The sequence below is a fragment of the Nocardioides litoris genome (assembly GCF_006346315.1).
Classification (GTDB): domain Bacteria; phylum Actinomycetota; class Actinomycetes; order Propionibacteriales; family Nocardioidaceae; genus Nocardioides; species Nocardioides litoris.
On sequence record NZ_VDMR01000002.1, the window covers coordinates 13,231 to 37,389 of the forward strand.

Genomic DNA, 24,159 nt, shown 5'->3' on the forward strand with positions numbered 1-24,159 from the left:
GCTCCGCACCCTACTCACGTCGGGCCGGGGTCCAGCAGGCCCTCGCGGAGCGCGACGGCCACCCCCGGGGCGAGCGGCAGGCGGGGCACGAGGGTGGCGCCGACGGCGTGGTAGAGGTCGGGCTTGCCGGGCCAGGTCGCGCCGTCGGGCGTGCCGTCGGGGGCGAGCTCGTGGTGCCACGACCCGCGCTCGCGGTCGAGGAGGCGGTCCTCGGCCCAGGCCCACCAGGTCGCGTGGTCCTCGGCGTACGACGGCTCGCCGGTGGCGGCGTGCAGGGCCGCCGCGGCCGAGACGGCCTCGGCCAGCACCCAGTGCATCCGCTGGCGCACCAGCGGGCGGCCGTCGAAGTCGACGGTGTAGCAGAACCCGTCGTGGCCGTCGGCCGCCCAGCCGTCGCGCACGGCGGCGGCGTACAGCGCCTCGGCGCCGGGGAGCAGCCAGTCCGGCGCATCCTCGCCGAGCGCGGCGCGCAGGTGCAGGGCGAGCCGGGCCCACTCCATCCAGTGCCCGACCGTCGCGCCCGCGGGGCGGAAGGGGTCGGCGGGTCGGTCGCGGTGGTAGGCCAGGTCGGGCACCCACCGGTCGTCGAAGTGCTCCGGCAGCCGCCCGTCGTGTGCCGGCGCGAGGTCGCGCAGCACCCGGTCGGTCGAGCGGAGCGCGCGGGCCCGGAGCCCGGCCGCCCGGGTCGCGCCGCTCGGGTCGTCGCCGTCGAGCACGTCGGCGGCCGCGAGCAGCGCCTCGACGGTGTGCATGGCGGCGTTGAGGCCGCGGTAGCCGTCGAGCACTGTCCACGCCTCGTCCCACTCCTCGACGACCATGCCCGCGTCGTCGTCCCAGAAGCGGGTCAGCAGCACGTCGAGCGCCTCCTCCAGCAGGGCGCGGCCGCCGGGCCGGCCCGCGGCGGTCGCGCTCGCGCCGGCCAGCACGACGAACGCGTGCTCGTAGGCCGTCTTGCTCCTCGTCACCGGTCCCTGGGCGCCGACCCGCGCCCACCAGCCGCCGTGCTCGTCGTCGCGCAGCACCCCGCCCGCGGCGAGGGCGGCCAGGCCGTGGTCGGCCAGGGCGGCGGACCCGTCGCGGCCGAGCAGGTGACCCAGGGCGTGCACGTGCACGCCGCGGCAGGTGATCCACAGCTCGACCGGGCGGTCGGCCACGGGGCGACCGTCGTCGTCGAGCCAGGCGAACCCGCCCCGCGGGTGGCGCGGGTCGGCGCTGAAGTCGAGGAGCCGCGCGCACTCGTCGGCCAGCCATCCAGAAGTCGGTCGCAGCGGCACGTGCCAGGTCTACACCGGCACCGCGCCGACGTCATCCCGTGGTCTGACGACCCCGCGCCCCGGCCCGCCTACGGTGTGGCCGTGGCTCCCGCGCTCCCCGCCGACCCCGACGGCGTACGCCGTCCGTGGCGGCTCGGTCCGCGCGGCCGGCGGGTGCTCGACGTCGCGATCGTGGTCGTGCTGCTGCTGCCGGCGCCGATCTACGCGATCGACGAGGACCTGGCCTCGGTGCCCCTCGTCGTGGCCCAGGTCGTGCCGCTGCTGTGGCGGCGGACCCGCCCGGCCGCGGTGCTGGCGGCGGTCGCCCTGGCCACGGCCGCCCAGGTGCCGGTCAACGACCTGCCCCTCCACTCCCAGCTCGCCGTGCCGATCGCCGTCTTCTCCGCGGCCCGGTTCGGGTCGGCGCGGGTCGGCCTGGTCGCCCTCGTGCTCGGCGAGGTGGGCGCGGCCGTCGCGGCACTCGACTGGACCAGCGACGTCGCCGGGACCCTGGTCGACGAGGCCGTGACGTCGTTCTTCCTCACGCTGTCGGGGATCGTCGTCACGGCCTGGGCGCTGGGCACGCTCGGCCGCACCCGGGCGGCGTACGTCGACTCGCTGGTCGAGCGGGCCGACCGGATCCGCCGCGACGCCGAGCAGCGGGTCGCCCTGGCCGCGGCCGACGAGCGGGCCCGCATCGCCCGCGAGATGCACGACGTGGTGGCCCACGGCCTGTCGGTCATCGTGGTACAGGCCGACGGCGCCCGGTACGCCGCCGCACGCGACCCCGAGGTCGCCGTGGAGACCTTGGCCCGCATCGGCGCCACGGGTCGCGAGGCGCTGGGCGACATGCGCCAGCTGCTCGGGCTGCTCCGGGCCGAGGACGGGACGGGGCGCTCGCCGCTGCCCGGGCTCGGCGACCTGCCGGCGCTGTGCGAGGAGTCGGCGGCCCACGCCGACCTCGTGGGGCTCGACCGGCCGGTGCCGCCGGCGGCCGCGCTCACGGCGTACCGGGTCGTGCAGGAGGCGCTGACCAACGTGCGCAAGCACGCCGGGCCGGGTGCCCGGGCGCACGTCAGCGTGGTCGTCGACGACGGCGCGGTCGAGGTCGAGGTGGTCGACGACGGCCGCGGCGCGGCGGCCGGCGAGCCGGACGACGGCCACGGCCACGGCCTCGTCGGCATGCGCGAGCGGCTCGACGTGCACGGCGGCGACCTGGTCACCGGACCCCGGCCCGGCGGCGGGTTCGGCGTGTCGGCGACGATCCCCCTGTGATCCGGGTGGTGCTGGTGGACGACCAGCAGATGGTGCGCGCGGGCTTCCGGATGCTGCTGGAGAGCCAGCCCGACCTCGTGGTCGTCGGCGAGGCCGGCGACGGGCGCGCGGCCGTCGACCTGGTGCGGCGCACGCCGTGCGACGTGGTGCTCATGGACGTCCGGATGCCCGTGCTCGACGGCGTCGCCGCGACCGCCGAGGTCACCGCGCTGCCCGACGCACCCCGGGTGCTGGTGCTGACGACGTTCGACCTCGACGAGCACGCGTTCGCGGCGATCCGGGCGGGGGCGGCCGGGTTCCTGCTCAAGGACGCCGCCCCCGAGGACCTCCTCGCCGCGGTGCGCACGGTGCACGCCGGCGACGCCGTGGTCGCCCCCAGCACGACCCGGCGGCTGCTGGAGCACCTCGCCGCGGCCCCCTCCCCCGCGAGCCCGCCGGCCGCCGACGACCCGCGCCTGCGCGACCTGACCGACCGCGAGCGCGAGGTGCTCGTGCTCGTCGGCCGCGGCCTGTCCAACCACGAGATCACCGTCGAGCTCGTCGTCGCCGAGGCCACCGTCAAGACCCACGTCAGCCGCCTGCTCGCCAAGACCGGTTCCCGCGATCGCGTCCAGCTCGTCGTCCTCGCCCACGAGACCGGCCTCGTCGGCGGCTGAGGGCTGCCACGACGGTGGTCGAGGAAGGCGCCCTGGCGCCTGTCTCGAGGCCACCTGCTGGACGTGGTCTCGAGACAGGACTCCGTCCTTCCTCGACCACCGTGGGGTCGGCCGGGGTGCACGGTGGTCGGGGCCACCCGACCCGGACCCGTCATCCCGCGGGTTGACGCCAGGACCATCCCGTCGCCGGACGACGGGGAGGGGGCCGGATTCCTAGCGTCGTGGCCATGATCGAGAACCCCTCCCCCGGCCCCGCCGCCTCCGCCCGCGGCCTCGTCCGCACCTACGGCCGACCCGACCGCGACGCGACCGTCGTGCATGCCCTGCGGGGCGTCGACCTCGACCTGCCCACCGGCCGGTTCACCGCCGTGATGGGCCCCTCGGGGTCCGGCAAGTCGACGCTCATGCACTGCCTGGCCGGCCTCGACACCCCGACCGCGGGCAGCGTCACCGTGGCCGGGCGCGAGCTCGCCGGGCTCGACGACACCGCACTCACGCTGTTCCGCCGCCGGCACCTCGGCTTCGTCTTCCAGGCCTTCAACCTGCTGCCGATGCTCACCGCCGAGCAGAACATCGTGCTCCCGCTCGAGCTCGAAGGACGCCGCGCGGTCGCCGAGGCCCGCGACCACGTCGACGCCGTGGTCGACGTGCTGGGCCTGCGCGACCGGCTGCGCCACCGGCCCTCGGAGCTCAGCGGCGGCCAGCAGCAGCGCGTGGCCATCGCCCGTGCGCTGGCGACCCGCCCGGCGATCGTGTTCGCCGACGAGCCCACCGGCAACCTCGACAGCACCGCCTCGGCCGAGGTGCTCGGCTTCCTGCGCCGCTCCGTGCGCGAGCTCGGCCAGACGGTGGTCATGGTGACCCACGAGGTCGAGGCGGCGGCGTACGCCGACGACGTGGTGGTGCTGGCCGACGGCGCCGTGCGCGCCCACCTCGTCGACCCCGACCGCGAGCGCCTCGTCGAGACCCTCGCCGGCCGCCCGGTCCGCGAGGCGGTGGTGACCCGATGAGGACCGTCGTGCTCGCCTCCCTGCGCACCCACACCCGCCGCTACGTCTCGGCGGCGCTGGCGATCGTCGTCGGTGTCGGGTTCGTGGTCGTCGTCGCCGGACTGTCGTCGGCCGCGCGCAGCGGGCTCACCTCCGGGGTCGGGGCGCCGTACGCCGGCTCTGACGTCGTGGCCACCGGTCTCGACGAGGCCGCCGCCGACCGCGTCGTCGCGGCGGCGGCCGAGAGCGGCGCCGGCGTCTCCCCGCTGGCCTGGAGCCTCGAACCGGTCCGGGAGGGCGGGCGCCTCGTCGACCGCGAGACCCAGGTCGGCGCCCTCGCCCCGACCGAGGACCTGCGGTGGCAGCAGCTCGTCGACGGCACCTGGCCGGCAGGCCCCGGGCAGGCCGCCCTGGACACCGGGGCCGCCCGCGAGCACGGGCTCGGGCTCGGCGACCGGCTCGAGGTCGGCTCGGGCGGGACGGCACGGACGGTCGAGGTGACGGCCCTCGTGGACGCCCCGACGATGCTCGGCGGGTCGCTCTACCTCACCTGGCCCGACCTGACCGCGACCTCCTCCGGCCGCCTCGGCGTCGACGCGGTGGCCTGGGCGGGCCCGGCCGCACCCCTGCGCGCCGCGGCACCCGACGCGACCGTGACCGACCGCGCGACCTACGTGGCCGACCTGCAGGAGGAGGTCGACAACGGCGTCGACGTCGTCACGATCCTGCTGCTCGTCTTCGCCGCGATCGCCCTGACGGTCGGCGTGCTCGTCATCGCCAACACCTTCGCGATCCTCTTCGCCCAGCGCCGCCACGACCTCGCGCTGCTGCGCTGCGTCGGCGCGACCCGGCGCCAGCTGCTCCGGTCGGTGCGGGCCGAGGCGCTCGCGCTCGGTGTCGCGGCGACGGTCGTCGGCCTGCTCGCCGGCACCGTCGTGGCCCGGGTCGCGGCCGCCGTCGTCGCCGGCCGGTGGCCGCAGGCGCGGCTCGGGGAGGCGACCGTCTCCCCCGCCTGGTACGCCGGCGCCCTCGTCGTCGGCGTGCTCGTCACCCTGGTCGCGTCCTGGCTGCCGACCCGCTCGGCGACCCGCGCCGACCCGCTCGCGGCGCTGCGTCCCGACGCCGGCGTCGACGCGCGGTCCCGGGCCGGCGTGCTCCGGCTCGCGCTCGGTGTGCTGCTGGTCGCCGGCGGCGTGGCCCTGCTCGGGCTGGCGGTCGTGACCGAGACGCTCCCGCCGATGCTGCTGGGCGGCATGGCGTCCTTCGCCGGGGTGCTCGTGCTCGGCCCGTGGCTGGTGCCCGCGGTCCTGCGGGTCGTCGGCGCCGCGCTCGGCCGGGTGGCCGGACCCGCCGCCCGCCTGGCCGCGGGCAACGCGGCCCGGCACCCCAAGCGCACCGCCACCACCGCCGCCTCCCTGCTCGTCGGCGTCACCCTCACCACGGCCGTGCTGACCGGCATGGCCAGCGGCCGCGACGCGCTGGCCGGCGAGATGGACGTCCAGCACCCGGTCGACGCGGTCGTGACCGCGGCCGACCCGCTCGACGACGAGACGCTGGCCGGCGTGCGGGCCAGCGACCAGGTGGCCGGTGCGACGGTGCTGCGCGGCGTCGAGGCCCGGCTGGGGGACACCCCCGTGCTCGCGCTCGCCGTCGACGACGAGGCCCTCACCCGGGCCCGCGACCGTGGGGGCGTCGCACCCGTGGACGGGCAGGTCCTGGCGCCGTACGACGTCGCGGCGGGGCTGCGCGACCGGCTGGCGGTCGGCGACCGCGCGGTGCCGGTCGAGGTGGTCGGGGGCGAGGGGTTCGGCGACGCCGTGCTCGTCACCCCCACCACCCTGGCCCGGCTCACCGACGACCCGCAGCCGCGTGCGCTGTGGGTGGACGCGGCCGACGGCGCCGACCCCGACCTGCTCCAGGCCGACCTCGAGGCGCGCACCGCCGGTGTCGGCGGGGTCGTCGACAACGGCCTGGCCGACCGGGCCTACGTCGAGCTGCAGCTCGACGTGGTCACCGCGGTCGTCGTGGGCCTGCTGGGTGTCGCGATCCTCATCGCCCTCGTCGGCATCGCCAACACCCTCGGCCTGTCGGTCCTCGAGCGGGCCCGGGAGCACGCCCTCCTGCGCGCGGTCGGGCTCACCCGCCGCCAGCTGCGCGCGACCCTGGCCGTGGAGGCGGTCCTGCTCTCGGTCGTGGCCACGCTCGTCGGCACCGCGATCGGGGTGGCGTTCGCCCGGGTGGCCGTGCAGGTGATGGTGGCCGCGGTCGTGCCCGGCGCACCCCTGGTGCTGCCGTGGGCACAGCTGGCGCTGGTCGTCGCGGTCTCCGCCGTCGCCGGGCTGGCGGCCTGCCTGCTGCCAGCGCGGCGGGCGGCCCGGGTCAGTCCTTCCGCGGGCCTGGCCCTGGCGTAGCGGTGTGCGGCTGCTGGCGCAGGCCCAGCTTGCTGTGCCGCCGTCCGTAGGCGAAGTAGACGACGACGCCGAGCGCCATCCAGATCAGGAACCGCTCCCAGGTCTCACCGGTCAGGTTGAGCATCAGGTAGACGCACATGATGACCGCCACGCTGGCCACGACCGGGGCGAACGGCGTGCGGAACGCACGGGGCAGATCAGGGCGGGTGCGCCGCAGCACCAGCACCGCGATGCTGACCAGCACGAAGGCGAACAGGGTGCCGATGTTGACCAGGTTGGCGAGCGTCTCGAGGTCGACGAAGCCCGCGATCAGGGCGATCGCGACACCGGCGATGAGCGTGATGCGGTGGGGCGTGCCGTAGGTCGGGTGCACCTGTGCGAGCTTGGCCGGCAGCAGGCCGTCGCGGGCCATGGCGAAGGCGACCCGGCTCTGGCCGAGCATCAGGATCATCGCGACGACCACGAGGCCGATGCAGGCGCCGATCGCGACCAGGTTGCCCATCCAGGTGACACCGGCCGCGTCGAAGGCGGTGGCCAGCGGGGCGCCGTCGTTCGGGTCGATCTCGGTGTAGCTCTGGACGCCGGTGACGATCAGGCTGACCGCGGCGTACAGCGCCGTCACGATGGCCAGCGAGCCGAGGATGCCGATCGGCACGTCGCGCTGGGGGTTGCGGGCCTCCTCGGCCGTGGTCGCGACGATGTCGAAGCCGATGAAGGCGAAGAACACGATCGCGGCGCCGGACACGACGCCGGCGACCCCGAAGACGGCGGGCTCGATGCCGAAGAGCGAGGTGATGAGCGGGAGGTCGCGGAAGCCGCCGCCCGACTCGTCGACGGGCTGCGAGGGCGGGATGAACGGCGTCCAGTTGTCGACCTTGACCAGCGTGACGCCGACGACGATGACGGCCGCGACGACGACCAGCTTGATGGCCACGACGACCTGGTTGAACCGGCTGGAGAACTTGGTGCCGCGCACGAGCATCCCCATCACCAGCAGGGCGATGACGAGGGCCGGCAGGTCGACGAACCCGTCGGAGGCGGACGAGATCGACGTCGGCAGCGTGATGCCGACGATGTCGAGCACCTGGGCGAGGTAGCCCGAGAAGCTCGACGCCAGCGCGGCCGAGCCGATCGTGAACTCGAGCACGAGGTCCCACCCGATGATCCAGGCGACGAACTCACCGAGGGTGGCGTAGCTGAAGGTGTAGGCGCTGCCCGCGACCGGCACCGTCGAGGCGAACTCGGCGTAGCAGAGCCCGGCCAGGCCGCAGGCCAGGGCGGCGATGAGGAAGCTCAGCGCGAGGGCCGGGCCGGAGTTGGACGCCGCCACCGTGCCGGTGAGCACGAAGATGCCGGCGCCGATGATGACGCCGACACCGAAGACCATGAGGTCGAGGGCCCCGAGGTCCTTCTTCAGCTGGTGGTCGGGGTCGTCGGTGTCCTTGATGGACTGCTCGATCGACTTCGTCCGGAAGAGGCTCACCCGGGTGAACCTGCACCCCCGCGACCGTCGGCGTCAAACACCCGGTCCGCGGTCGCCGCGACCCGTCGGGGGCCGACCCGACGCCTGCTCCTGGGGTCGGTGGGACTCCTGCGGTCGCCCCGGGTGGTGCAGCTCCGTGCCACAGCTGCGAGCCCGAGGAGACGGGGGACGGCGCCCGCACGACGTGGCATCGTCGCGCCATGACGTACGACGACGCGCTGGCCGCGCGGGTCAGGTCGCTGCTCGGCGACCTGGTCGACGGGTCGGGCGGCGGGCCGGTGGAGGAGGAACGGCTGTTCGGCGGGCTGGGGTTCCTGGTCGCCGGCCACATGCCGGTCTGCGTCAGCGGCCGGGGCGAGGGCCTGCTGGTCCGGGTGCCCGAGCCCGACGGCGAGGCGCTCGTCGCCGCCAGCGGGGACACCGGCGACGTGGCGTGGATGGCGATGGGTGCCCGCACCGCACGCACCTGGGTCCGCGTCGCCGACCGGGCCCTGGTCGCCGACGACGCGCTGGCGTCGTGGGTCGAGCGCGGGCTGGCTGTCGTACGCGGGCTGCCGCCGAGGCGCTGAGCAGGCCCGCCCCAGCCGCCCGGCCTCCCCGGGGATGCAACCGGGTGTCCCGTGCACCACCCCTGCGGTCTACCGCAGGGGTAGTGCCTCGGACACGGAGCTGCAGCTCCGGACCGGGCCCGCAGCCGACCCTCAGTCGGCGAGCACCTCGGGCTCGGTCTTCTCGCGGACCTCGTCCAGCGTCACGCCGGGCGCGAGCTCGACGAGCCGCAGGCCGCCCTCGCCGCCCCGCGCCACGTCGAGGACGGCGAGGTCGGTGATGATGCGCTCCACGACCCCGCGGCCGGTGTAGGGCAGCGAGCACTGCTCGACGATCTTGTAGGACCCGTCGCGCGCGACGTGCTCCATCAGCACGATGACCCGCTTGGCGCCGTGCACGAGGTCCATCGCACCGCCCATGCCCTTGACCATCTTGCCCGGGATCATCCAGTTGGCGATGTCGCCCGCGGCCGAGACCTGCATGGCTCCGAGGATCGCGGCGTCGATCTTGCCGCCGCGGATCATCCCGAACGACGTCGCGGAGTCGAAGAACGACGCCCCCGCCCGCAGCGTGACGGTCTCCTTGCCGGCGTTGATGAGGTCGGGGTCCTCCTCGCCGTCGTAGGGGTAGGCGCCGGTGCCGAGCACGCCGTTCTCCGACTGCAGCACCAGCTCGACGTCGTCGGGCACGTAGTTGGGCACCAGCGTCGGCAGGCCGATGCCGAGGTTGACGTAGGACCCGTCGGCCAGCTCGGCGGCGGCCCGGGCCGCCATCTCCTCGCGCGTCCAGCTCATGCCTGCTCCCCCGCCCCGTCCGGCCGCGGCCGGACGGTCTTCTTCTCGATCGGCTTGTCGGCGGCCTGCTCGGGCGTCAGCTGCACCACCCGCTGGACGAAGACCCCCGGCGTGTGGACCGCGTCGGGGTCGATCTCGCCGGGCTCGACGAGGTGCTCGACCTCGGCGATCGTGGTGCGACCGCACATCGCGGCCAGCGGGTTGAAGTTGCGCGCCGACTTGCGGAAGACGAGGTTGCCGTGGCGGTCGCCCTTCCAGGCCCGCACCAGGCCGAAGTCGGCCACGATGGCCTCCTCCAGCACGAACTCCCGCGGGCCGTCCGCGGTCTCGAACGTGCGGGTGTCCTTGGGCGGTGAAGCCTTCACGACGTCGCCGTCGCTGTCGTAGCGCCAGGGCAGCCCGCCCTCGGCGACCTGGGTGCCGCCGCCGGTCGCGGTGTAGAACGCCGCGATGCCCGAGCCGCCGGCCCGCATCCGCTCGGCGAGCGTGCCCTGCGGGGTGAGCTCGACCTCCAGCTCCCCGGCGAGGTACTGCCGGGCGAACTCCTTGTTCTCCCCGACGTACGACGACACCATCCGGCGCAGGCGGCCGGCGAAGAGCAGCTTGCCCAGGCCGGCCGCGTCGACGCCGGCGTTGTTGGAGACGGCCTCGAGGTCGTCGACCCCCGCTGCCAGCAGCGCGTCGATGAGCACCTCGGGCACGCCGCACAGCCCGAACCCCCCGACCGCGATCGTCGAGCCCGACCCGATGTCGGCGACCGCCTCGGCCGCCGACGAGACCACCTTGTCCATGCTCGGCACCCTAGTCCGGTGCCGTCACGAGGGGTGACCGGCCTCACGCCGCCCGGCGGCCCCCGGCGCCCCTGCTTCACCCACCCGGGTCGGCCCCATCCCCTACGCTCGCGGACCATGAGCGACTGGCCGAAGGTCCGGCTGCACGTCGTGACCGGCAAGGGCGGCACCGGCAAGTCGACGGTGGCGGCGGCACTCGCGCTGGCCCTGGCCTCCGGCGGCAAGAACGTCCTGCTCTGCGAGGTCGAGGGCCGCCAGGGCATCGCCCGGATGTTCGACGTCGACCCGCTGCCCTTCGAGGAGCGGCGGCTCACCACCGGCCTGCCCGGCCCCGACGGCACGCCGGGCGTCGTCCACGCGCTGCACATCGACCCCGAGGCCGCGCTGCTGGAGTACCTCGCCCTCTACTACAAGCTCGGCCGCGCTGGCCGCGCGCTCGACCGGTTCGGCGTCATCGAGTTCGCCACCACCATCGCCCCGGGCGTGCGCGACGTGCTGCTCACCGGCAAGGTCTTCGAGGCCGTGCAGCGCAACAGCCGCAACAAGGGCGCCATCGAGTACGACGCCGTGGTGCTCGACGCCCCGCCGACGGGCCGGATCGTGCAGTTCCTCAACGTCAGCAACGAGCTCGCCGGGCTGGCCAAGGTCGGCCCGGTGAGGTCGCAGGCCGACACGATGATGACGCTGTTCCGCTCGCCGCGCACCGCGGTGCACCTGGTGACCGTGCTGGAGGAGATGCCCGTGCAGGAGACCAGCGACGGCATCGCCGAGCTCCGCTCGGTCGACCTGCCGGTCGGCGGGGTCGTGGTCAACCTCGTCCGGCCCCAGGACCTGACCCCCGAGCAGCTCGCCGCCGTCGACGCCGGCACCGTGGCCGCCGACCTCGAGGCGGCCGGCGTCGCGCCGGTGCCGACGCTGGTCGACTCCCTGGTCACCGAGGGCCGCGAGCACGCCGAGCGCCGCACGCTCGAGGCCTCCCAACGGGCCATCGTCGCCGGGCTCGACGTGCCGGCGTACGAGCTGCCGCGGCTGCCGCAGGGCGTCGACCTCGGCGCGCTCTACGAGCTGGCCGGCTCGCTGCGCGAGCAGGGGCTGGCGTGAGCCCGGCGTCGCGGGTCGGGCCCACCGCGGCCTCCCCCGCTCCCCCGCTCGACGTCGACGCGCTGCTCGACGACCGCGAGGTCGGCATCATCGTGTGCTGCGGCTCCGGTGGGGTCGGCAAGACCACCACCTCGGCCGCCCTGGCCCTGCGCGCGGCCGAGCGCGGCCGCAAGGTCGTGGTGCTGACCATCGACCCGGCCCGGCGGCTGGCGCAGTCGATGGGCATCGAGGCCCTCGACAACACCCCGCGCCCGGTCACCGACGTCGACACCGGGGCCGGCGGCAGCCTCGACGCGATGATGCTCGACATGAAGCGCACCTTCGACGAGGTGGTCGAGAGCCAGGCCAGCCCCGAGAAGGCCCAGCAGATCCTGGACAACCCCTTCTACATCGCCCTGTCGAGCTCCTTCGCCGGCACCCAGGAGTACATGGCGATGGAGAAGCTCGGGCAGATCCACGCCGACTCCGTCGCCCCGGGCGGTGACGGCCGCTACGACCTGATCGTCGTCGACACCCCGCCGTCGCGCTCGGCGCTGGACTTCCTCGACGCCCCCGAGCGGCTCTCCAGCTTCCTCGACGGCCGCTTCATCCGGCTGATGCTGGCCCCGGCCCGCGGTCCGATGAAGCTGATGGGCGCCGGGTTCGGCCTCATCACCAACGCGCTCACCAAGATCCTGGGCGCCCAGGTGCTCCGCGACCTGCAGACGTTCGTGGCGGCCATCGACACCGTCTTCGGCGGCTTCCGGGCCCGGGCCACCAAGACCTACGCGCTGCTCCAGGCGCGCGGCACCGCCTTCGTCGTGGTGGCCGCGCCCGAGCCCGACGCGCTGCGCGAGGCGGCGTACTTCGTCGAGCGGCTCAGCGGCGACCAGATGCCGCTCGCCGGCATGGTCGTCAACCGCGCCGCCCAGGCGCCGGCCGGCGACCTCGACGCCGACGAGGCGGCCAGCGTCGCGGCCCGGTTGCGCCGCGACGACCCCGGCTCGGTCACCGCCGGCCTGCTGCGCCTGCACGCCGACCGGGTCCGCCTCGTCGAGCGCGAGGGCCAGCTGCGCCGCGGCTTCGCCACCGCCCACCCTCAGGTCGCCACGGCCGTCGTCCCGGCGCTCCCGGCAGACGTCCACGACCTCGAGGGCCTGCGCCGCATCGGCACCCTGCTCGCCGACGCCTGAGACCGCGCGGCCCCGGCACGCCGGCCGCGGTGGCCTCGAGGCTCGTCGCCGGCGCTCCTCGCACCGCGGCCACCGGTGGCTGAGGTGCGAGCGCAGCGAGCCTCGAAGCCCCGGACGCGCGACGACCCCGCGGCGACGCCGGTGACGGCGTACGGCGCGGGGCCGGCGGGTGCTCGCAGGGAGCGGGTCAGGCAGTGACGCTGACCTTGGTCGCGTCGCGGCGGGCGGTCTCGAGGACCGTGCGCCAGGAGGCGTTGGGCCGGCGGCGGATCAGCGCCCGGCGCTCGCGCTCGGTCATGCCACCCCAGACGCCCCACTCGATCTGGTTGTCCAGGGCCTCGGCGAGGCACTCGGTGCGCACGGGGCACCCCTGGCAGAGCTGCTTGGCCTTGTTCTGCTCGGCCCCTCGAACGAACAGCTTGTCCGGCTGCTCGGCCTTGCACGCGGCGCGCGGCGCCCAGTCCTCAACCCACATGATGATGTCCCCACATCAGACGAGAGCGGTTGTGCGCCCCATGACGCCGTCCCTGTCCCTGACTCTCAAGGACAAAGTTAAGGAACCATCCCCAGGTCGCGACAGGGCTCGTTAGACCCAACTTCGCTAGTCACAAATGACTAGTCCACCATGACCACCCCCGGGCTGGGGTCGGCGAGCGAGCCGGTCACGACGCAGCCGCGGCGCGAGGAATCCGGGGGTCGACAGGGCTCACGTACCCTGGTGGCCGTGTCCAGGCCCCGGTCCGAGCGTCCCCGCCCCACGACCGTCCTCTCCCACCTGGGAGTGATGGCGATCGTCTCCGTCGTGCTCGGCGTCGTCGTCTCCGGGCTCGCGATCCCGTTCGCGGGCCTGCTCGGCTTCGCGGCCAAGAGCACGGCCGAGACCACCGACGACCTGCCGCTGGAGCTGGAGTTCGGCGCCCTGCCGCAGAAGACCACGATCTACGCCGGCGACGGCAGCGTCCTGGCCTCGGTCTTCGACCAGAACCGCATCAACGTCCCGCTCGACCAGATCTCGCGCACGATGGTGGAGGCGCTGATCTCGATCGAGGACTACCGCTACTACCAGCACGGGGCGCTCGACGTGAAGGGCACGATGCGCGCCCTGGTCACCAACCTCGGCTCGGGCGGCGTCGTCCAGGGTGGCTCCTCGATCACCCAGCAGCTGGTCAAGCAGACCCTCTTCAACGCCGCCGACACCGCTGAGGAGCGGCAGGCCGTCACCGACGACACCTACGCCCGCAAGCTGCAGGAGCTGCGCTACGCGATCGCGGTGGAGAAGAAGTACTCCAAGGACCAGATCCTCGAGCAGTACCTCAACACCGTCTACTTCGGTGACGGCGCCTACGGCATCCAGGCCGCCGCCCGGCACTACTTCGACGTCAACGCCCGCAAGCTCAACCTCAACCAGTCCGCGATCCTGGCCGGCCTGGTGCAGAACCCCACGGGCTTCGACCCCACCAACCACCCCGACCGGGCCCTCGAGCGGCGCGACGTCGTCCTCGACCGGATGGCCCAGCTCGGCGCCATCACGCAGGCCCAGGCCGACGAGGTCAAGGCCCGTCGGCTCCGGCTCGACCCCCAGCCGCGCGAGAACGGCTGCATCAGCAGTCGCGCACCGTTCTTCTGCAACTACGTCCTGGAGTACCTCCTCGACGACAAGTCGCTCGGCCGCAACAAGGAGGAGCGCGACCGGCTCATCAAGTCCGGCGGCCTGAAGATCTACACCACCGTCGACCTGCAGGACCAGGAGGCCGCCGACGCCGCGGTCGCCGCCAGCGTGCGCCCGACCGACCAGGCCATCGGGGCGCTCGCGATGGTCGAGCCCGGCACCGGCCAGGTCAAGGCGCTCGCGCAGTCGCGCCCCATGGGCCGCAACAAGGCGGAGGGCCAGACCTTCCTCAACTACGTCGTCCCCTCCAAGTACGGCGACTCCAACGGCTTCCAGGCCGGGTCGACGTTCAAGGCCTTCGTGCTCGCCGACGCCATCGAGAAGGGCACCCCGCTCAACCAGCGCATCCCCTCGCCCAACGGCCCGGTGACGATGCAGGAGAGCGAGTACGAGAACTGCGACGGCGAGCCCTACGGCTACGGCAGCTTCCCGATCTCCAACTCGGTGCAGTCCGGTGGCACCGAGGACCTCTACTCCGGCACCCAGAACTCCATCAACACGTTCTTCCTCAACCTCGAGAAGCGCACCGGCATCTGCGACCCCTACGAGCTGGCCAAGAAGATGGGCGTGCGGCTCACCTGCCCCGACCAGGGCAGCTGCCCCGGCGTGTCGCCCGAGCGCGTCCCCTTCTTCACCCTCGGCGTCGCCGACGTCAGCCCGCTCGAGATGGCCGAGGCCTACGCCACCTTCGCCGCCCGCGGCACGCACTGCCCGTCGCGACCGGTGACCAAGATCGAGGACGCCAACGGCAACCCGCTCAAGGAGTACTCCTCGCGCTGCGAGCAGGTGATGTCGGAGTCCACCGCCGACGCGGTCAACGACATCCTGCGCGGCGTCATCGACAACGGCTTCGCCTCCGCCCAGCGCCTGCCGGTGCCGGCCGCGGGCAAGACCGGTACGACGGGCGGCGCGGCCGGCTCCCCCGCCGTGTGGTTCAACGGCTACACCCCCGAGCTCGCCACCGCGGCCATGATCGCCGGCGCCAACGAGTTCGGCAGCCCGCTCGGCCTCGACGGCCAGGTCATCAACGGCCGCGTCGTCAGCGCCTCGGGGTCCGGCCTGGCCGCACCGATGTGGGGCGCCGCGATGAAGGCGATCGCCCCCCGGCTCGACTACGTCGACTTCGACCCGCCGCAGGTGGCCGGCGCGCGGTGAGCGCCACCGCGGGCGGGACCACGGGCGGGACCTCGGGCGGGACCGTTCCGGCACCGACCCCGGCCTGACAGGCCCTGGTCACCGGCCGGCGGGCCTGGCTCGCGGGTCTCGCGGCCGTGGCGCTCGCCGTGGTGCCAGTGGCCCGGCTGCTGGGCGGCTGACCCTGCGCCGGCTCAGCCGAGCTGGCGGCGTACCTCCGCGGCCACGGCGCCGCCGTCGGCGCGGCCCTTGACCTGCGGCTGCACGACGCCCATGACCTTGCCCATGGCGCGCATGCCCTCGCCGGCGGCGCCGGTCTGCTCGATCGCCGCGGCCACGATCGCCACCACCTCCTCGGCCGTGAGCTGCTGGGGCAGGTAGGCCGCGATCACCTCGGCCTCGGCCCGCTCCTGGGCGGCGCTCTCGGCCCGACCACCGTCCTCGAACGCGGTGGCGGCCTCGCGGCGCTTCTTGGCCTCCTTGGTCAGCACGTCGAGCACCTCGGCGTCGCTGAGCTCACGCGACTCCTCGCCCGCGACCTCGGCCGTGGTGACCGAGGTCAGGACCATGCGCAAGGTGGAGGAGCGGAGCTTGTCGCGGTCCTTCATCGCGGCGGTCAGGTCGGCGCGCAGCTGCTCCTTGAGGGTCATGCCCAGCATTGTGGCAGCCTGGCGCCGTGCCTCCGACCGGGTTCCCCACGCGCCTCCTCGGGGCCGGCGCCCTCCTCGGCTCCGCCGTCGCGGCGTACGCCGCCCACGAGGCCCGGGCCTACACGCTGCGCCACGTCGAGGTGCCGGTGCTGCCCGCCGGCGCGCGCCCGCTGCGGGTGCTGCACCTCAGCGACCTGCACGTCGTGCCGACCCAGCGGCGCAAGCTCGACTGGGTGCGCGGGCTCGCCGACCTGCGCCCCGACCTGGTCGTCGACACCGGCGACAACCTCGCCCACCGGGACGCCGTGCCCGCCGTCGTCGACGCGCTCGGCGGCCTGCTCGACGTGCCGGGGGTCTTCGTGCACGGGTCCAACGACTACTTCGAGCCGACCGTGCGCAACCCGCTGCGCTACCTGCTCCCCGACGACGGGCGCCGGCACACCCACACCCCGCAGCTGCCGTGGCGCGAGCTCTCCCGCCGGTTCACCGACGCCGGCTGGCTCGACCTGACCAACCGCCGCGACCGGCTCGCCGTCGGCGACCTCACCCTCGCCCTGGCCGGCGTCGACGACCCGCACCTGGCCTACGACCGGCTCGAGGAGGTGCAGGGCCCCGCCGACGCCTCCGCCGACCTGCGCCTGGCGGTCGCGCACGCGCCGTACCTGCGGGTCCTCGACCAGTACGCCGCCGACGGGTACGACGCCGTCGTGGCCGGCCACACCCACGGCGGCCAGGTCTGCCTGCCCGGCGGCCGGGCGCTGACCACCAACTGCGACCTCGACCCGGCCCGCGCCCGCGGGCTGCACCGCCACCCCGCCGACTCGCAGCCCGGCGAACCCGGCTCGGCCTGGCTGCACGTCTCGGCCGGGCTCGGCACCAACCCCTACGTCCGGTTCCGGGTCGCCTGCCGGCCCGAGGCCACGCTCCTGCGGCTGGTCCCGCGCTGATCCCGCGCTCATCCCGATTGCGGCGGCGCGTGACGGCTCGGGTATGCTCACCGACTGGTGAACCGGCCCCGTGCCGATCGCCATCGGGCTGTGGCGCAGCTTGGTAGCGCGCCTCGTTCGGGACGAGGAGGCCGCAGGTTCAAATCCTGTCAGCCCGACTTCTCATCGCACCGCACCACCCGACCCCGGTCCGGATCCCCGGCCGGGGTCGAGTCGTCCGTGGGAGGATCCTCCGGTGGCCGACGACGACACCGAACGTCCCTCGCTCGAGGCGCCCCGCCTCTTCAAGCGCCGCCGCCCGGCATCGACATCGGCACCGGCACCGGCACCGGCCGACGAGACGCCCGCCGAGCGCACCGCGGTGCTGCAGGAGCTCGACGACACCGCCGATGGGCCCGGCTCCGAGCCGACGGCCGGGACCAGCCGCCGGGCACCGCGCCGACCGAGGCCGTCCCTGCCGTCCCTGCCGCGGCTCTCGGGCGAGCCCCCGGTCCAGGGCGCCCCGGCCGCAGCGCTGACCGGCGTGGTCGTGGGTCTTGCCCTGCTCGCCTTCACCTGGCTCGGCTTCCGCGGCTGCGAGGTCGCCCGCGGCACGTCGTCGTGCGGGACGGGCCCGGGCATGGCCGCGCTGCTGGTCGTGCTGGTCCTGGCGGTGGTCGTGGGTGCGTTCCTGCTGCGCTGGGTGCGGGTGCCCGACCCGGGGGCCACCAGCTTCCTCGGCACCGGCCTGACCGGGGTCGTGTGCCTGCTCTTCCTCGTCGACCAGCTCGACCACTGGTCGATGGTCGTCGTCATCCCCGCGATCGCCGCGCTGACGTTCCTGGCCTCGTGGTGGGTGACCACGACCTACATCGACCCCGAGTGACGCTGACGACGGTCAGCGACCTGGTCAGAGGTCGTCGGGTCAGCGCAGCAGCAGCTCGGCGATCTGCACGGTGTTGAGCGCCGCGCCCTTGCGCAGGTTGTCGCCGGAGACGAACAGGGCCAGGCCCCGCTGGTCGTCGACGCCCTCGTCCTGCCGCAGCCGGCCGACGTACGACGGGTCCTGGCCGGCCGCCTGCAGCGGCGTCGGGATGTCGCTCGACGCCACGCCCGGGGCCCCGTCGAGCAGCTCGCGCGCCCGCTCGACGGGCAGCGGCCGCGCGAACTCGGCGTTGATGGCCAGGGAGTGCCCGGTGAAGACGGCCACCCGGACGCAGATGCCGGAGACGCGCAGCTCGGGGATGCCGAGGATCTTGCGCGACTCGTGGCGCAGCTTCTGCTCCTCGTCAGTCTCGCCGAGACCGTCGTCGACGATCGAGCCGGCCATCGGGAGCACGTTGTAGGCGATGGTGCGCGCGTACTTCTGCGGCTCCGGGAAGGCCACGGCCTGGCCGTCGTAGGCCAGCTCGCGCGCCTTGTCGCCGGCCGCGGCGACCTGGGAGGCCAGCTCCTCGACACCGGCGACGCCGGAGCCGGAGACGGCCTGGTAGGTCGAGACGACCAGGCGCTGCAGGCCGGCCTCGTCGTGCAGCGGCTTGAGCACCGGCATCGCGGCCATCGTGGTGCAGTTGGGGTTGGCGATGATGCGGCGGCCGCCCTCGCGGGTCGCCAGCTCGATGTCGCCGGGGTTGACCTCGGACACCACCAGCGGCACCTCGGGGTCACGGCGGAACGCCGAGGAGTTGTCGACCACGACGACGCCCGCCTCGGCGAACCGCGGCGCCTGGGCGCGGGACGTCGTCGCCCCGGCAGAGAAGAGGGCGATGTCGAGGCCCGTCGGGTCGGCCGTCGCGGCGTCCTCGACGGTGACCTCACCGCCCGCGAAGGGCAGCACGGTGCCCGCAGAGCGGGCGGAGGCGAAGAAGCGGACCTCGTCGGCGGGGAAGGCCCGCTGCTCGAGGATCTGCCGCATGGCGACGCCGACCTGCCCGGTCGCGCCGACGATGCCGATACGTGCACCCATGTCAGCGACCCGTCCCGCCGTACACGACGGCCTCGACCTCGTCGGCGTCGAGGTCGAACGCCGTGTGCGTGGCCCGCACGGCGGCGTCGACGTCGGCCTCGTCGACCACGACCGAGATGCGGATCTCGGAGGTGGAGATCATGCTGAGGTTGACCCCGGCCTCGGAGATCGCGCTGAAGAACTTCGCGGTCACGCCCGGGTGGGAGCGCATGCCGGCGCCGATCAGCGAGACCTTGCCGATCTGGTCGTTGTAGAGCAAGGAGTCGAACCCGACCTCGGCCTGCAGGCCGGCCAGCGTCGTCATCGCGGTCTGCCCGTCGGTGCGGGGCAGGGTGAAGGAGATGTCGGTCAGGTTGGTCTCGGCGGCGGAGACGTTCTGCACGATCATGTCGAGGTTGATCTGCGCCTCGGCCAGCGCGGAGAAGATCCGGGCGGCCTCGCCGACCTTGTCGGGCACGCCGACCACGGTGACCTTGGCCTCGCTGCGGTCGTGGGCGACGCCGGCGATGATCGCTTGCTCCATGGTGGTGTTCTCCTGGTCGTGGTGGCGCACGTCGTCGATCGAGCCCTGCACCAGGGTGCCGTCGAGGTGGCTGAACGACGAGCGGACGTGGATCGGGATGTCGTGGCGGCGGGCGTACTCGACGCACCGCAGGTGGAGGATCTTGGCGCCGCACGCGGCGAGCTCGAGCATCTCCTCGTAGGTGACGGTGTCGACCTTCTGCGCCTTCGGCACGATGCGCGGGTCGGCGGTGAAGACGCCGTCGACGTCGGTGTAGATCTCGCACACGTCGGCGTCGAGCGCGGCCGCCAGGGCCACCGCGGTGGTGTCGGTGCCGCCGCGGCCGAGGGTGGTGATCTCCTTGGTGTCCTGCGAGACGCCCTGGAACCCGGCCACGATGACGATGTGGCCGTCGGCGATGGCCTCCTGGATGCGACCCGGGGTGACGTCGAGGATCTTGGCCTTGCCGTGCACCGAGTCGGTGATGACGCCGGCCTGGGAGCCGGTGAACGACCGCGCGCTGTAGCCGAGGTCGGAGATCGCCATCGCCACCAGCGCCATCGAGATGCGCTCGCCCGCGGTCAGCAGCATGTCGAGCTCGCGGGCCGGGGGCTGCGGGCTGACGGCGTTGGCCTTGTCGAGCAGCTCGTCGGTCGTGTCGCCCATGGCCGAGACCGCGACGACCACGTCGTGGCCGTCCTTCTTGGCCTCGACGATCCGCCGTGCGACGCGCTTGATCGCCTCGGGGTCGGCGACGGACGACCCGCCGTACTTCTGCACGACAATGCCCACCGGGCTCACTCCTGGCTGTGGTCTTGCTGGACGTGGTTCCGGTGCTCAAGCCTACTGGCGACGGGGGTCAGGACCCCTTGCTGTCCAGGACGGCCTCGGCGGCCTCGATCTGCTCCAGCTCGGCGTCGTTGTCGACGTCGAGCCGGTCGTGGGCCACGACGGAGAGCAGCGCGTTGAGGATCGCGCCGGCGAGGTTGCCCCACGAGGAGACGTAGGAGAACTGCCACCACCACAGCGCCTCCGCCACGTCACCCGCGCGGTAGTGGCGCAGCCCGTTCTCCAGGTCGGTGGCGATCGCGGTGAGGTCGTCGGAGAGCTGGCTGGCCACGACCTCCGGCACGTAGGGGTCGAAGACGAAGCTGTAGGTGTCGACGTCGCCGAGCATCTCGGCGAGCCGGATGCGCATCTCGTCGACGTCGGCCTCCGGCCCGACGTCGGGCTGGTACTCCAGGCGGGGCTCGAAGTCGCGCTGCACGCCGAGCCGGGCGCCGGCGAGCAGCACCTGGCTGATCTCGAGGAGCAGCAGCGAGATGGCGCGGCCGCCGTCGGCCTCCCGCGCGATCGCCCGCAGGGCGAGCAGGAAGCCCGTCACCGAGTCGGCGATCTGCTGGGCGAAGTCCTCGGTCTCGCTGTCGAGGACCGCCTGCGGGGTCGAGAACAGGGGCGTCTGGGGGGTCTGGCTCACGGTGCGGCCTGCCTTCCTACGAATGCTCGTCCGAGGGTCACCTCGTCGGCGTACTCGAGGTCTCCACCCACCGGCAGTCCACTCGCCAGCCGCGTCACGCGCAACCCCAGGGGTCGCAGCTGGCGGGTGAGGTAGGTGGCGGTGGCCTCGCCCTCGAGGTTGGGGTCGGTGGCGAGGATGATCTCGCCGATCTGGTCGTCGGAGAGCCGGGAGACCAGCTCACGGATGCGCAGCTGGTCGGGCCCGATGCCGTCGATCGGCGAGATCGCCCCGCCGAGCACGTGGTAGCGGCCCTTGAACTCACGGGTGCGCTCGATGGCCACGACGTCCTTGTACTCCTCGACCACGCACAGCACGGTCGGGTCGCGCCGGGGGTCGCGGCAGATGCGGCACTGCTCGTCCTCGCTGACGTTGAAGCACGTCGAGCAGAACTGCACCCGGGCCTTCACCTCGACGAGCACGTCGGCCAGCCGGCGTACGTCGACCGGGTCGGCCTGGAGCAGGTGGAAGGCGATCCGCTGGGCGCTCTTGGGACCGACGCCGGGCAGCCTGCCGAGCTCGTCGATGAGGTCCTGGACCACGCCTTCGTACACGTCGTGAGCCTACTCAGCGGCCGGGGCGCCGGGCCGCACCCGCCCGGGGGCGTGGCGACCCGGTCACCGCGGCGGGACGGGTGGTCAGAACCCGAGCTTGCCGGGGGCCGCGCCCCCGCCGAGGTCGGGCATCCCGGGCAGCCCGCCGCCACCGGCGAGCGGGCCGAGGGCCCCGGCGGCCGCGGCGTCGGCGTTGGCCTTGGCGTCGCGGTAGGCCGCGACGATCACGTCGCCCAGGTCGGTGAGCGACTCGGGGTCGCCGCCGTCGACGACGCCGACGCCGATCTCGACGCCGACCAGCTCGCCGGTGCCGGCGACCTTGACGGTGACCCCGGCCGCGGTGCCCTCGACCACCATGTCGGCCAGCTGCTGCTGAGCCTCGACCAGCTGTGCCTGCATCGCCTGGGCCTGCTCGAGCAGGGAGTTCATGTCGAAGCCGCCGGCTCCGCCGAAGGGGTTGTCGGTCATGGGTGGGGCCTCTCGGTGGTGGTCGTGGTCACTGGTGCGGGATCTCCTCGATCACCTGGGCGCCCAGCTCGCGGGCGAGCAGGTCGTCGGTGCCGAGCTGGTCGGCGTCGGCGTCGAGGTCGTCGGGGCTGGCCGCGGCGTCGGCCTCCTCCATCGAGGAGGTGTCGGCCCGCGGCCGCTCGCCCGCCGGCCGGGTCTGCCGGATGGCGCCGCGGGCAGCGGCCTGGGCGCCGGGCGGCGGGGGCTCGGGCTCCTCGTCCAGCCAGGCCGGGGGCTCGTCGGGCGGCGGGGGCGCCGGGTCGCGGGGCGCGGGCGCGGCGGTGGGCGCCGGCGCGGCCGCCGGGGCGGGGTCGGGCTCGCGTCGGGCCTGCGGCGCCGGCGTGGCCGTGGGCGGCGGGCCGGCGTCGGCCGTGGCCCCGGGGTCGATGATCGTCTCGATGCGCCAGTCGGCGCCGATGACGTCGATGACGGCCTGGCGGACGATCTCGGCGCTGCCCCCCGCCTCGAAGGAGTCGCGCGCCCCGGCGTTGGCGAAGCCGAGGGTGAGGGTCGCGCCGTCGACGGCCACGACCTGGGAGTTCTGCGAGAGGTGGATCCAGGTGATGCGGCGGCGCTGCTTGGTCGCCTCGATGATGTCGGGCCACAGCCGGCGCACGTCGACGAGCGTGAGGCCGCTGCCGGGGGCCGAGACGCGCGCGGCCGGGCGCTCGGGGGCCGGGTCGGGCGCGGACGCTGCCGGCTCCGCGGGGGCGGGCTCGGGACGGGCGGGGGTCTGCTCCGGGACGCGGGGCGGGGGCGCCGGGAACGACTCGGGCACCCGCGGCGGCGGCGTGGGCATCGCCTGCTCGGCCGCCGGGACCGCGGTGGGCCGCGGCTCGGGGGTCGCCGGGGCCGCACGGGCCGGGGCAGCCGGGGCTGCCGGGGCAGCCGCAACCGGCTCGGGCGGCGCCGGCGCCGGCTCGACGGGCGCGGGCCGCGGGGTCTCGTGCTCGGGGGGCAGGGTGCGCACGGGCTCTACCGCGGGCGCGGCCGAGGCGCCCGTCGCGGGCGCGGTCGGGGGGACCGGGGAGATGGAGACGCGGCGCTCGAGCCGATCGAGCCGGGCCTGGACGCCCTGGGTGCCGTGGTCGGCACCCGGGAGCAGGACCCGCGCGCAGACCAGCTCGAGCAGGAGACGGGGCGCCGTGGCGCCGCGCATCTCGGTCAGGCCGAGGGCGACGAGGTCGGCGGCCCGGCTGAGGTCGGCCCGGCCGAACCGGGAGGCCTGGGCGACCAGCCGCTCGGCCTGGTCGGCGGCGACGTCGATGAGTCCGGTGGCCGGGGCGTCGGGCACCGCGGCGATGATGACGAGGTCGCGCAGGCGGCGCAGGAGGTCCTCGGTGAACCGGCGCGGGTCCTGGCCGGTCTCGATGACCTTGTCGACCACTCCGAAGACCGCCGCCCCGTCGCCCGCGGCGAACGCGTCGACGACCTCGTCGAGCAGGGTGTCGGGGGTGTAGCCCAGCAGCCCGCTGGCCAGGTCGTAGGTGACCCCCGCGGGCCCGGCACCGCCGAGCAGCTGGTCGAGGACCGACAGGGTGTCGCGCGCCGAGCCCGCGCCGGCGCGGACGACCAGCGGCAGCGCGGCCGGCTCGATGGCCACGCCCTCGCGCTCGCACAGCTCGGTCAGGTAGGCCGAGAGGGACCGGGGCGGGATGAGCCGGAACGGGTAGTGGTGGGTGCGCGAGCGGATGGTCGGGATGACCTTCTCGGGCTCGGTGGTGGCGAAGATGAACCGCAGGTGGGGCGGCGGCTCCTCGACGAGCTTGAGCAGGGCGTTGAAGCCCTGCGTGGTGACCATGTGGGCCTCGTCGATGATGTAGACCTTGTAGCGGTCGCGCACCGGCGCGAAGAACGCCTTCTCCCGCAGGTCACGGGCGTCGTCGACGCCCCCGTGGGAGGCGGCGTCGATCTCGATGACGTCGATCGAGCCCGACCCGCCGCGTGCGAGGTCGCGGCAGCTGTCGCACTCCCCGCACGGGTCGGCCACCGGCGCGAGCGCGCAGTTGAGCGCCCGGGCCAGGATGCGCGCCGACGTCGTCTTGCCGCAGCCGCGGGGCCCGGAGAAGAGGTAGGCGTGGTTGACCCGGTTGTGGCTCAGCGCGGCGCGCAGGGGCTCGGTCACGTGCTCCTGGCCGATGACCTCGGCGAAGGTCTCCGGCCGGTAGCGGCGGTAGAGCGCGAGCGGTGAGTCCACGGGCCCGACCCTAGCCACGGCCACCGACAACCCCCACCGGCGGCGGCGCGTGGTCGCGACACGG

Annotated in this window: 22 protein-coding genes and 1 tRNA gene; 11 read left to right on the forward strand and 12 right to left on the reverse strand. The window is 74.3% G+C overall.

Annotated features, from left to right (window positions below):
- Window positions 1-14: 14 nt before the first annotated feature.
- Window positions 15-1,274 carry an AGE family epimerase/isomerase gene (locus FJQ57_RS08270; protein ID WP_139979215.1) on the reverse strand — a complete coding sequence of 420 codons (1,260 nt, stop codon included), beginning with the start codon at window positions 1,272-1,274 and terminating at the stop codon, window positions 15-17.
- An 81-nt stretch (window positions 1,275-1,355) separates the two neighbouring features.
- Here FJQ57_RS08270 and FJQ57_RS22890 point away from each other — a divergent pair, with 81 nt between their 5' ends.
- The 4 genes from FJQ57_RS22890 (at window position 1,356) to FJQ57_RS08290 (ending at window position 6,584) form a co-directional block, all read left to right on the forward strand.
- On the forward strand, window positions 1,356-2,528 hold the full coding sequence (locus tag FJQ57_RS22890) for a sensor histidine kinase (RefSeq protein WP_139979217.1): 1,173 nt from the start codon (window positions 1,356-1,358) through the stop codon (window positions 2,526-2,528).
- Complete coding sequence (locus tag FJQ57_RS22365; RefSeq protein WP_211348824.1) at window positions 2,525-3,184, forward strand: response regulator transcription factor; 660 nt, start codon at window positions 2,525-2,527, stop codon at window positions 3,182-3,184. The genes FJQ57_RS22890 and FJQ57_RS22365 overlap by 4 nt, the downstream gene beginning before the upstream one ends.
- A 227-nt stretch (window positions 3,185-3,411) precedes the next feature.
- On the forward strand, window positions 3,412-4,194 hold the full coding sequence (locus tag FJQ57_RS08285; protein WP_139979219.1) for an ABC transporter ATP-binding protein: 783 nt from the start codon (window positions 3,412-3,414) through the stop codon (window positions 4,192-4,194).
- On the forward strand, window positions 4,191-6,584 hold the full coding sequence (locus FJQ57_RS08290) for an FtsX-like permease family protein (protein ID WP_139979221.1): 2,394 nt from the start codon (window positions 4,191-4,193) through the stop codon (window positions 6,582-6,584). The genes FJQ57_RS08285 and FJQ57_RS08290 overlap by 4 nt, the downstream gene beginning before the upstream one ends.
- On the opposite strand, the gene FJQ57_RS08295 is transcribed toward FJQ57_RS08290, so the two are convergent.
- Window positions 6,553-8,067 carry an amino acid permease gene (locus FJQ57_RS08295; RefSeq protein WP_139979223.1) on the reverse strand — a complete coding sequence of 505 codons (1,515 nt, stop codon included), beginning with the start codon at window positions 8,065-8,067 and terminating at the stop codon, window positions 6,553-6,555. The two genes, FJQ57_RS08290 and FJQ57_RS08295, sit on opposite strands and share 32 nt — an antisense overlap.
- Before the next feature lie 200 nt (window positions 8,068-8,267).
- On the opposite strand from FJQ57_RS08295, the gene FJQ57_RS08300 reads away from it, so the two are divergent.
- Window positions 8,268-8,636 carry a TfoX/Sxy family protein gene (locus FJQ57_RS08300; RefSeq protein ID WP_139979225.1) on the forward strand — a complete coding sequence of 123 codons (369 nt, stop codon included), beginning with the start codon at window positions 8,268-8,270 and terminating at the stop codon, window positions 8,634-8,636.
- 132 nt (window positions 8,637-8,768) lie between these two features.
- Here the strand turns inward: FJQ57_RS08300 and FJQ57_RS08305 are convergent, their stop codons facing one another.
- Both FJQ57_RS08305 and FJQ57_RS08310 read right to left on the reverse strand, forming a co-directional pair.
- On the reverse strand, window positions 8,769-9,410 hold the full coding sequence (locus tag FJQ57_RS08305) for a 3-oxoacid CoA-transferase subunit B (protein WP_139979227.1): 642 nt from the start codon (window positions 9,408-9,410) through the stop codon (window positions 8,769-8,771).
- Window positions 9,407-10,201 (reverse strand): CoA transferase subunit A, encoded by a 795-nt coding sequence (locus FJQ57_RS08310; RefSeq protein WP_139979229.1) that lies wholly within the window; start codon window positions 10,199-10,201, stop codon window positions 9,407-9,409. The genes FJQ57_RS08305 and FJQ57_RS08310 overlap by 4 nt, the downstream gene beginning before the upstream one ends.
- Window positions 10,202-10,234: 33 nt before the next feature.
- Between FJQ57_RS08310 and bagA the strand changes: the two genes are divergently transcribed.
- Window positions 10,235-11,302, forward strand: a complete 1,068-nt coding sequence (gene bagA / locus FJQ57_RS22895) for an ATPase BagA (protein WP_342775387.1) — start codon at window positions 10,235-10,237, stop codon at window positions 11,300-11,302.
- The gene (gene bagB / locus FJQ57_RS22900) at window positions 11,299-12,474 is read left to right on the forward strand and encodes an ArsA family ATPase (RefSeq protein WP_211348825.1); all 1,176 of its coding nucleotides are present in this window, start codon (window positions 11,299-11,301) and stop codon (window positions 12,472-12,474) included. The genes bagA and bagB overlap by 4 nt, the downstream gene beginning before the upstream one ends.
- Window positions 12,475-12,661: 187 nt before the next feature.
- Here the strand turns inward: bagB and FJQ57_RS08320 are convergent, their stop codons facing one another.
- A complete protein-coding gene (locus FJQ57_RS08320) occupies window positions 12,662-12,949 on the reverse strand; it encodes a WhiB family transcriptional regulator (protein WP_139979232.1) in 288 nt (95 codons plus the stop codon).
- A gap of 249 nt (window positions 12,950-13,198) precedes the next feature.
- Here FJQ57_RS08320 and FJQ57_RS08325 point away from each other — a divergent pair, with 249 nt between their 5' ends.
- The gene (locus tag FJQ57_RS08325; protein ID WP_139979234.1) at window positions 13,199-15,298 is read left to right on the forward strand and encodes a transglycosylase domain-containing protein; all 2,100 of its coding nucleotides are present in this window, start codon (window positions 13,199-13,201) and stop codon (window positions 15,296-15,298) included.
- Window positions 15,299-15,471: 173 nt separating this feature from the next.
- Here the strand turns inward: FJQ57_RS08325 and FJQ57_RS08330 are convergent, their stop codons facing one another.
- Complete coding sequence (locus FJQ57_RS08330; RefSeq protein WP_139979236.1) at window positions 15,472-15,936, reverse strand: GatB/YqeY domain-containing protein; 465 nt, start codon at window positions 15,934-15,936, stop codon at window positions 15,472-15,474.
- Window positions 15,937-15,953: 17 nt separating this feature from the next.
- Here FJQ57_RS08330 and FJQ57_RS08335 point away from each other — a divergent pair, with 17 nt between their 5' ends.
- From FJQ57_RS08335 to FJQ57_RS08345, 3 genes are all read left to right on the forward strand, one after another.
- Window positions 15,954-16,874, forward strand: coding sequence for a metallophosphoesterase (locus FJQ57_RS08335; RefSeq protein WP_139979238.1), 921 nt, complete (start codon window positions 15,954-15,956; stop codon window positions 16,872-16,874).
- Between the two features lie 84 nt (window positions 16,875-16,958).
- Window positions 16,959-17,032: transfer RNA gene (locus tag FJQ57_RS08340), tRNA-Pro, on the forward strand.
- Between the two features lie 77 nt (window positions 17,033-17,109).
- The gene (locus FJQ57_RS08345; RefSeq protein ID WP_139979240.1) at window positions 17,110-17,739 is read left to right on the forward strand and encodes a hypothetical protein; all 630 of its coding nucleotides are present in this window, start codon (window positions 17,110-17,112) and stop codon (window positions 17,737-17,739) included.
- A gap of 39 nt (window positions 17,740-17,778) precedes the next feature.
- Here the strand turns inward: FJQ57_RS08345 and FJQ57_RS08350 are convergent, their stop codons facing one another.
- From FJQ57_RS08350 to FJQ57_RS08375, 6 genes are all read right to left on the reverse strand, one after another.
- Complete coding sequence (locus FJQ57_RS08350; RefSeq protein WP_139979242.1) at window positions 17,779-18,819, reverse strand: aspartate-semialdehyde dehydrogenase; 1,041 nt, start codon at window positions 18,817-18,819, stop codon at window positions 17,779-17,781.
- Between the two features lies 1 nt (window position 18,820).
- Entirely contained in the window at window positions 18,821-20,113 is a 1,293-nt protein-coding gene (locus FJQ57_RS08355) for an aspartate kinase (protein WP_139979244.1), read from the reverse strand.
- A 67-nt stretch (window positions 20,114-20,180) separates the two neighbouring features.
- The gene (locus tag FJQ57_RS08360) at window positions 20,181-20,798 is read right to left on the reverse strand and encodes a DUF5063 domain-containing protein (RefSeq protein ID WP_246081691.1); all 618 of its coding nucleotides are present in this window, start codon (window positions 20,796-20,798) and stop codon (window positions 20,181-20,183) included.
- Window positions 20,795-21,391, reverse strand: a complete 597-nt coding sequence (recR, locus tag FJQ57_RS08365; protein ID WP_139979246.1) for a recombination mediator RecR — start codon at window positions 21,389-21,391, stop codon at window positions 20,795-20,797. The genes FJQ57_RS08360 and recR overlap by 4 nt, the downstream gene beginning before the upstream one ends.
- 84 nt (window positions 21,392-21,475) lie before the next feature.
- Complete coding sequence (locus FJQ57_RS08370; protein ID WP_139979248.1) at window positions 21,476-21,859, reverse strand: YbaB/EbfC family nucleoid-associated protein; 384 nt, start codon at window positions 21,857-21,859, stop codon at window positions 21,476-21,478.
- A gap of 28 nt (window positions 21,860-21,887) precedes the next feature.
- Window positions 21,888-24,095, reverse strand: coding sequence for a DNA polymerase III subunit gamma and tau (locus tag FJQ57_RS08375; protein WP_139979250.1), 2,208 nt, complete (start codon window positions 24,093-24,095; stop codon window positions 21,888-21,890).
- Window positions 24,096-24,159: the final 64 nt, after the last annotated feature.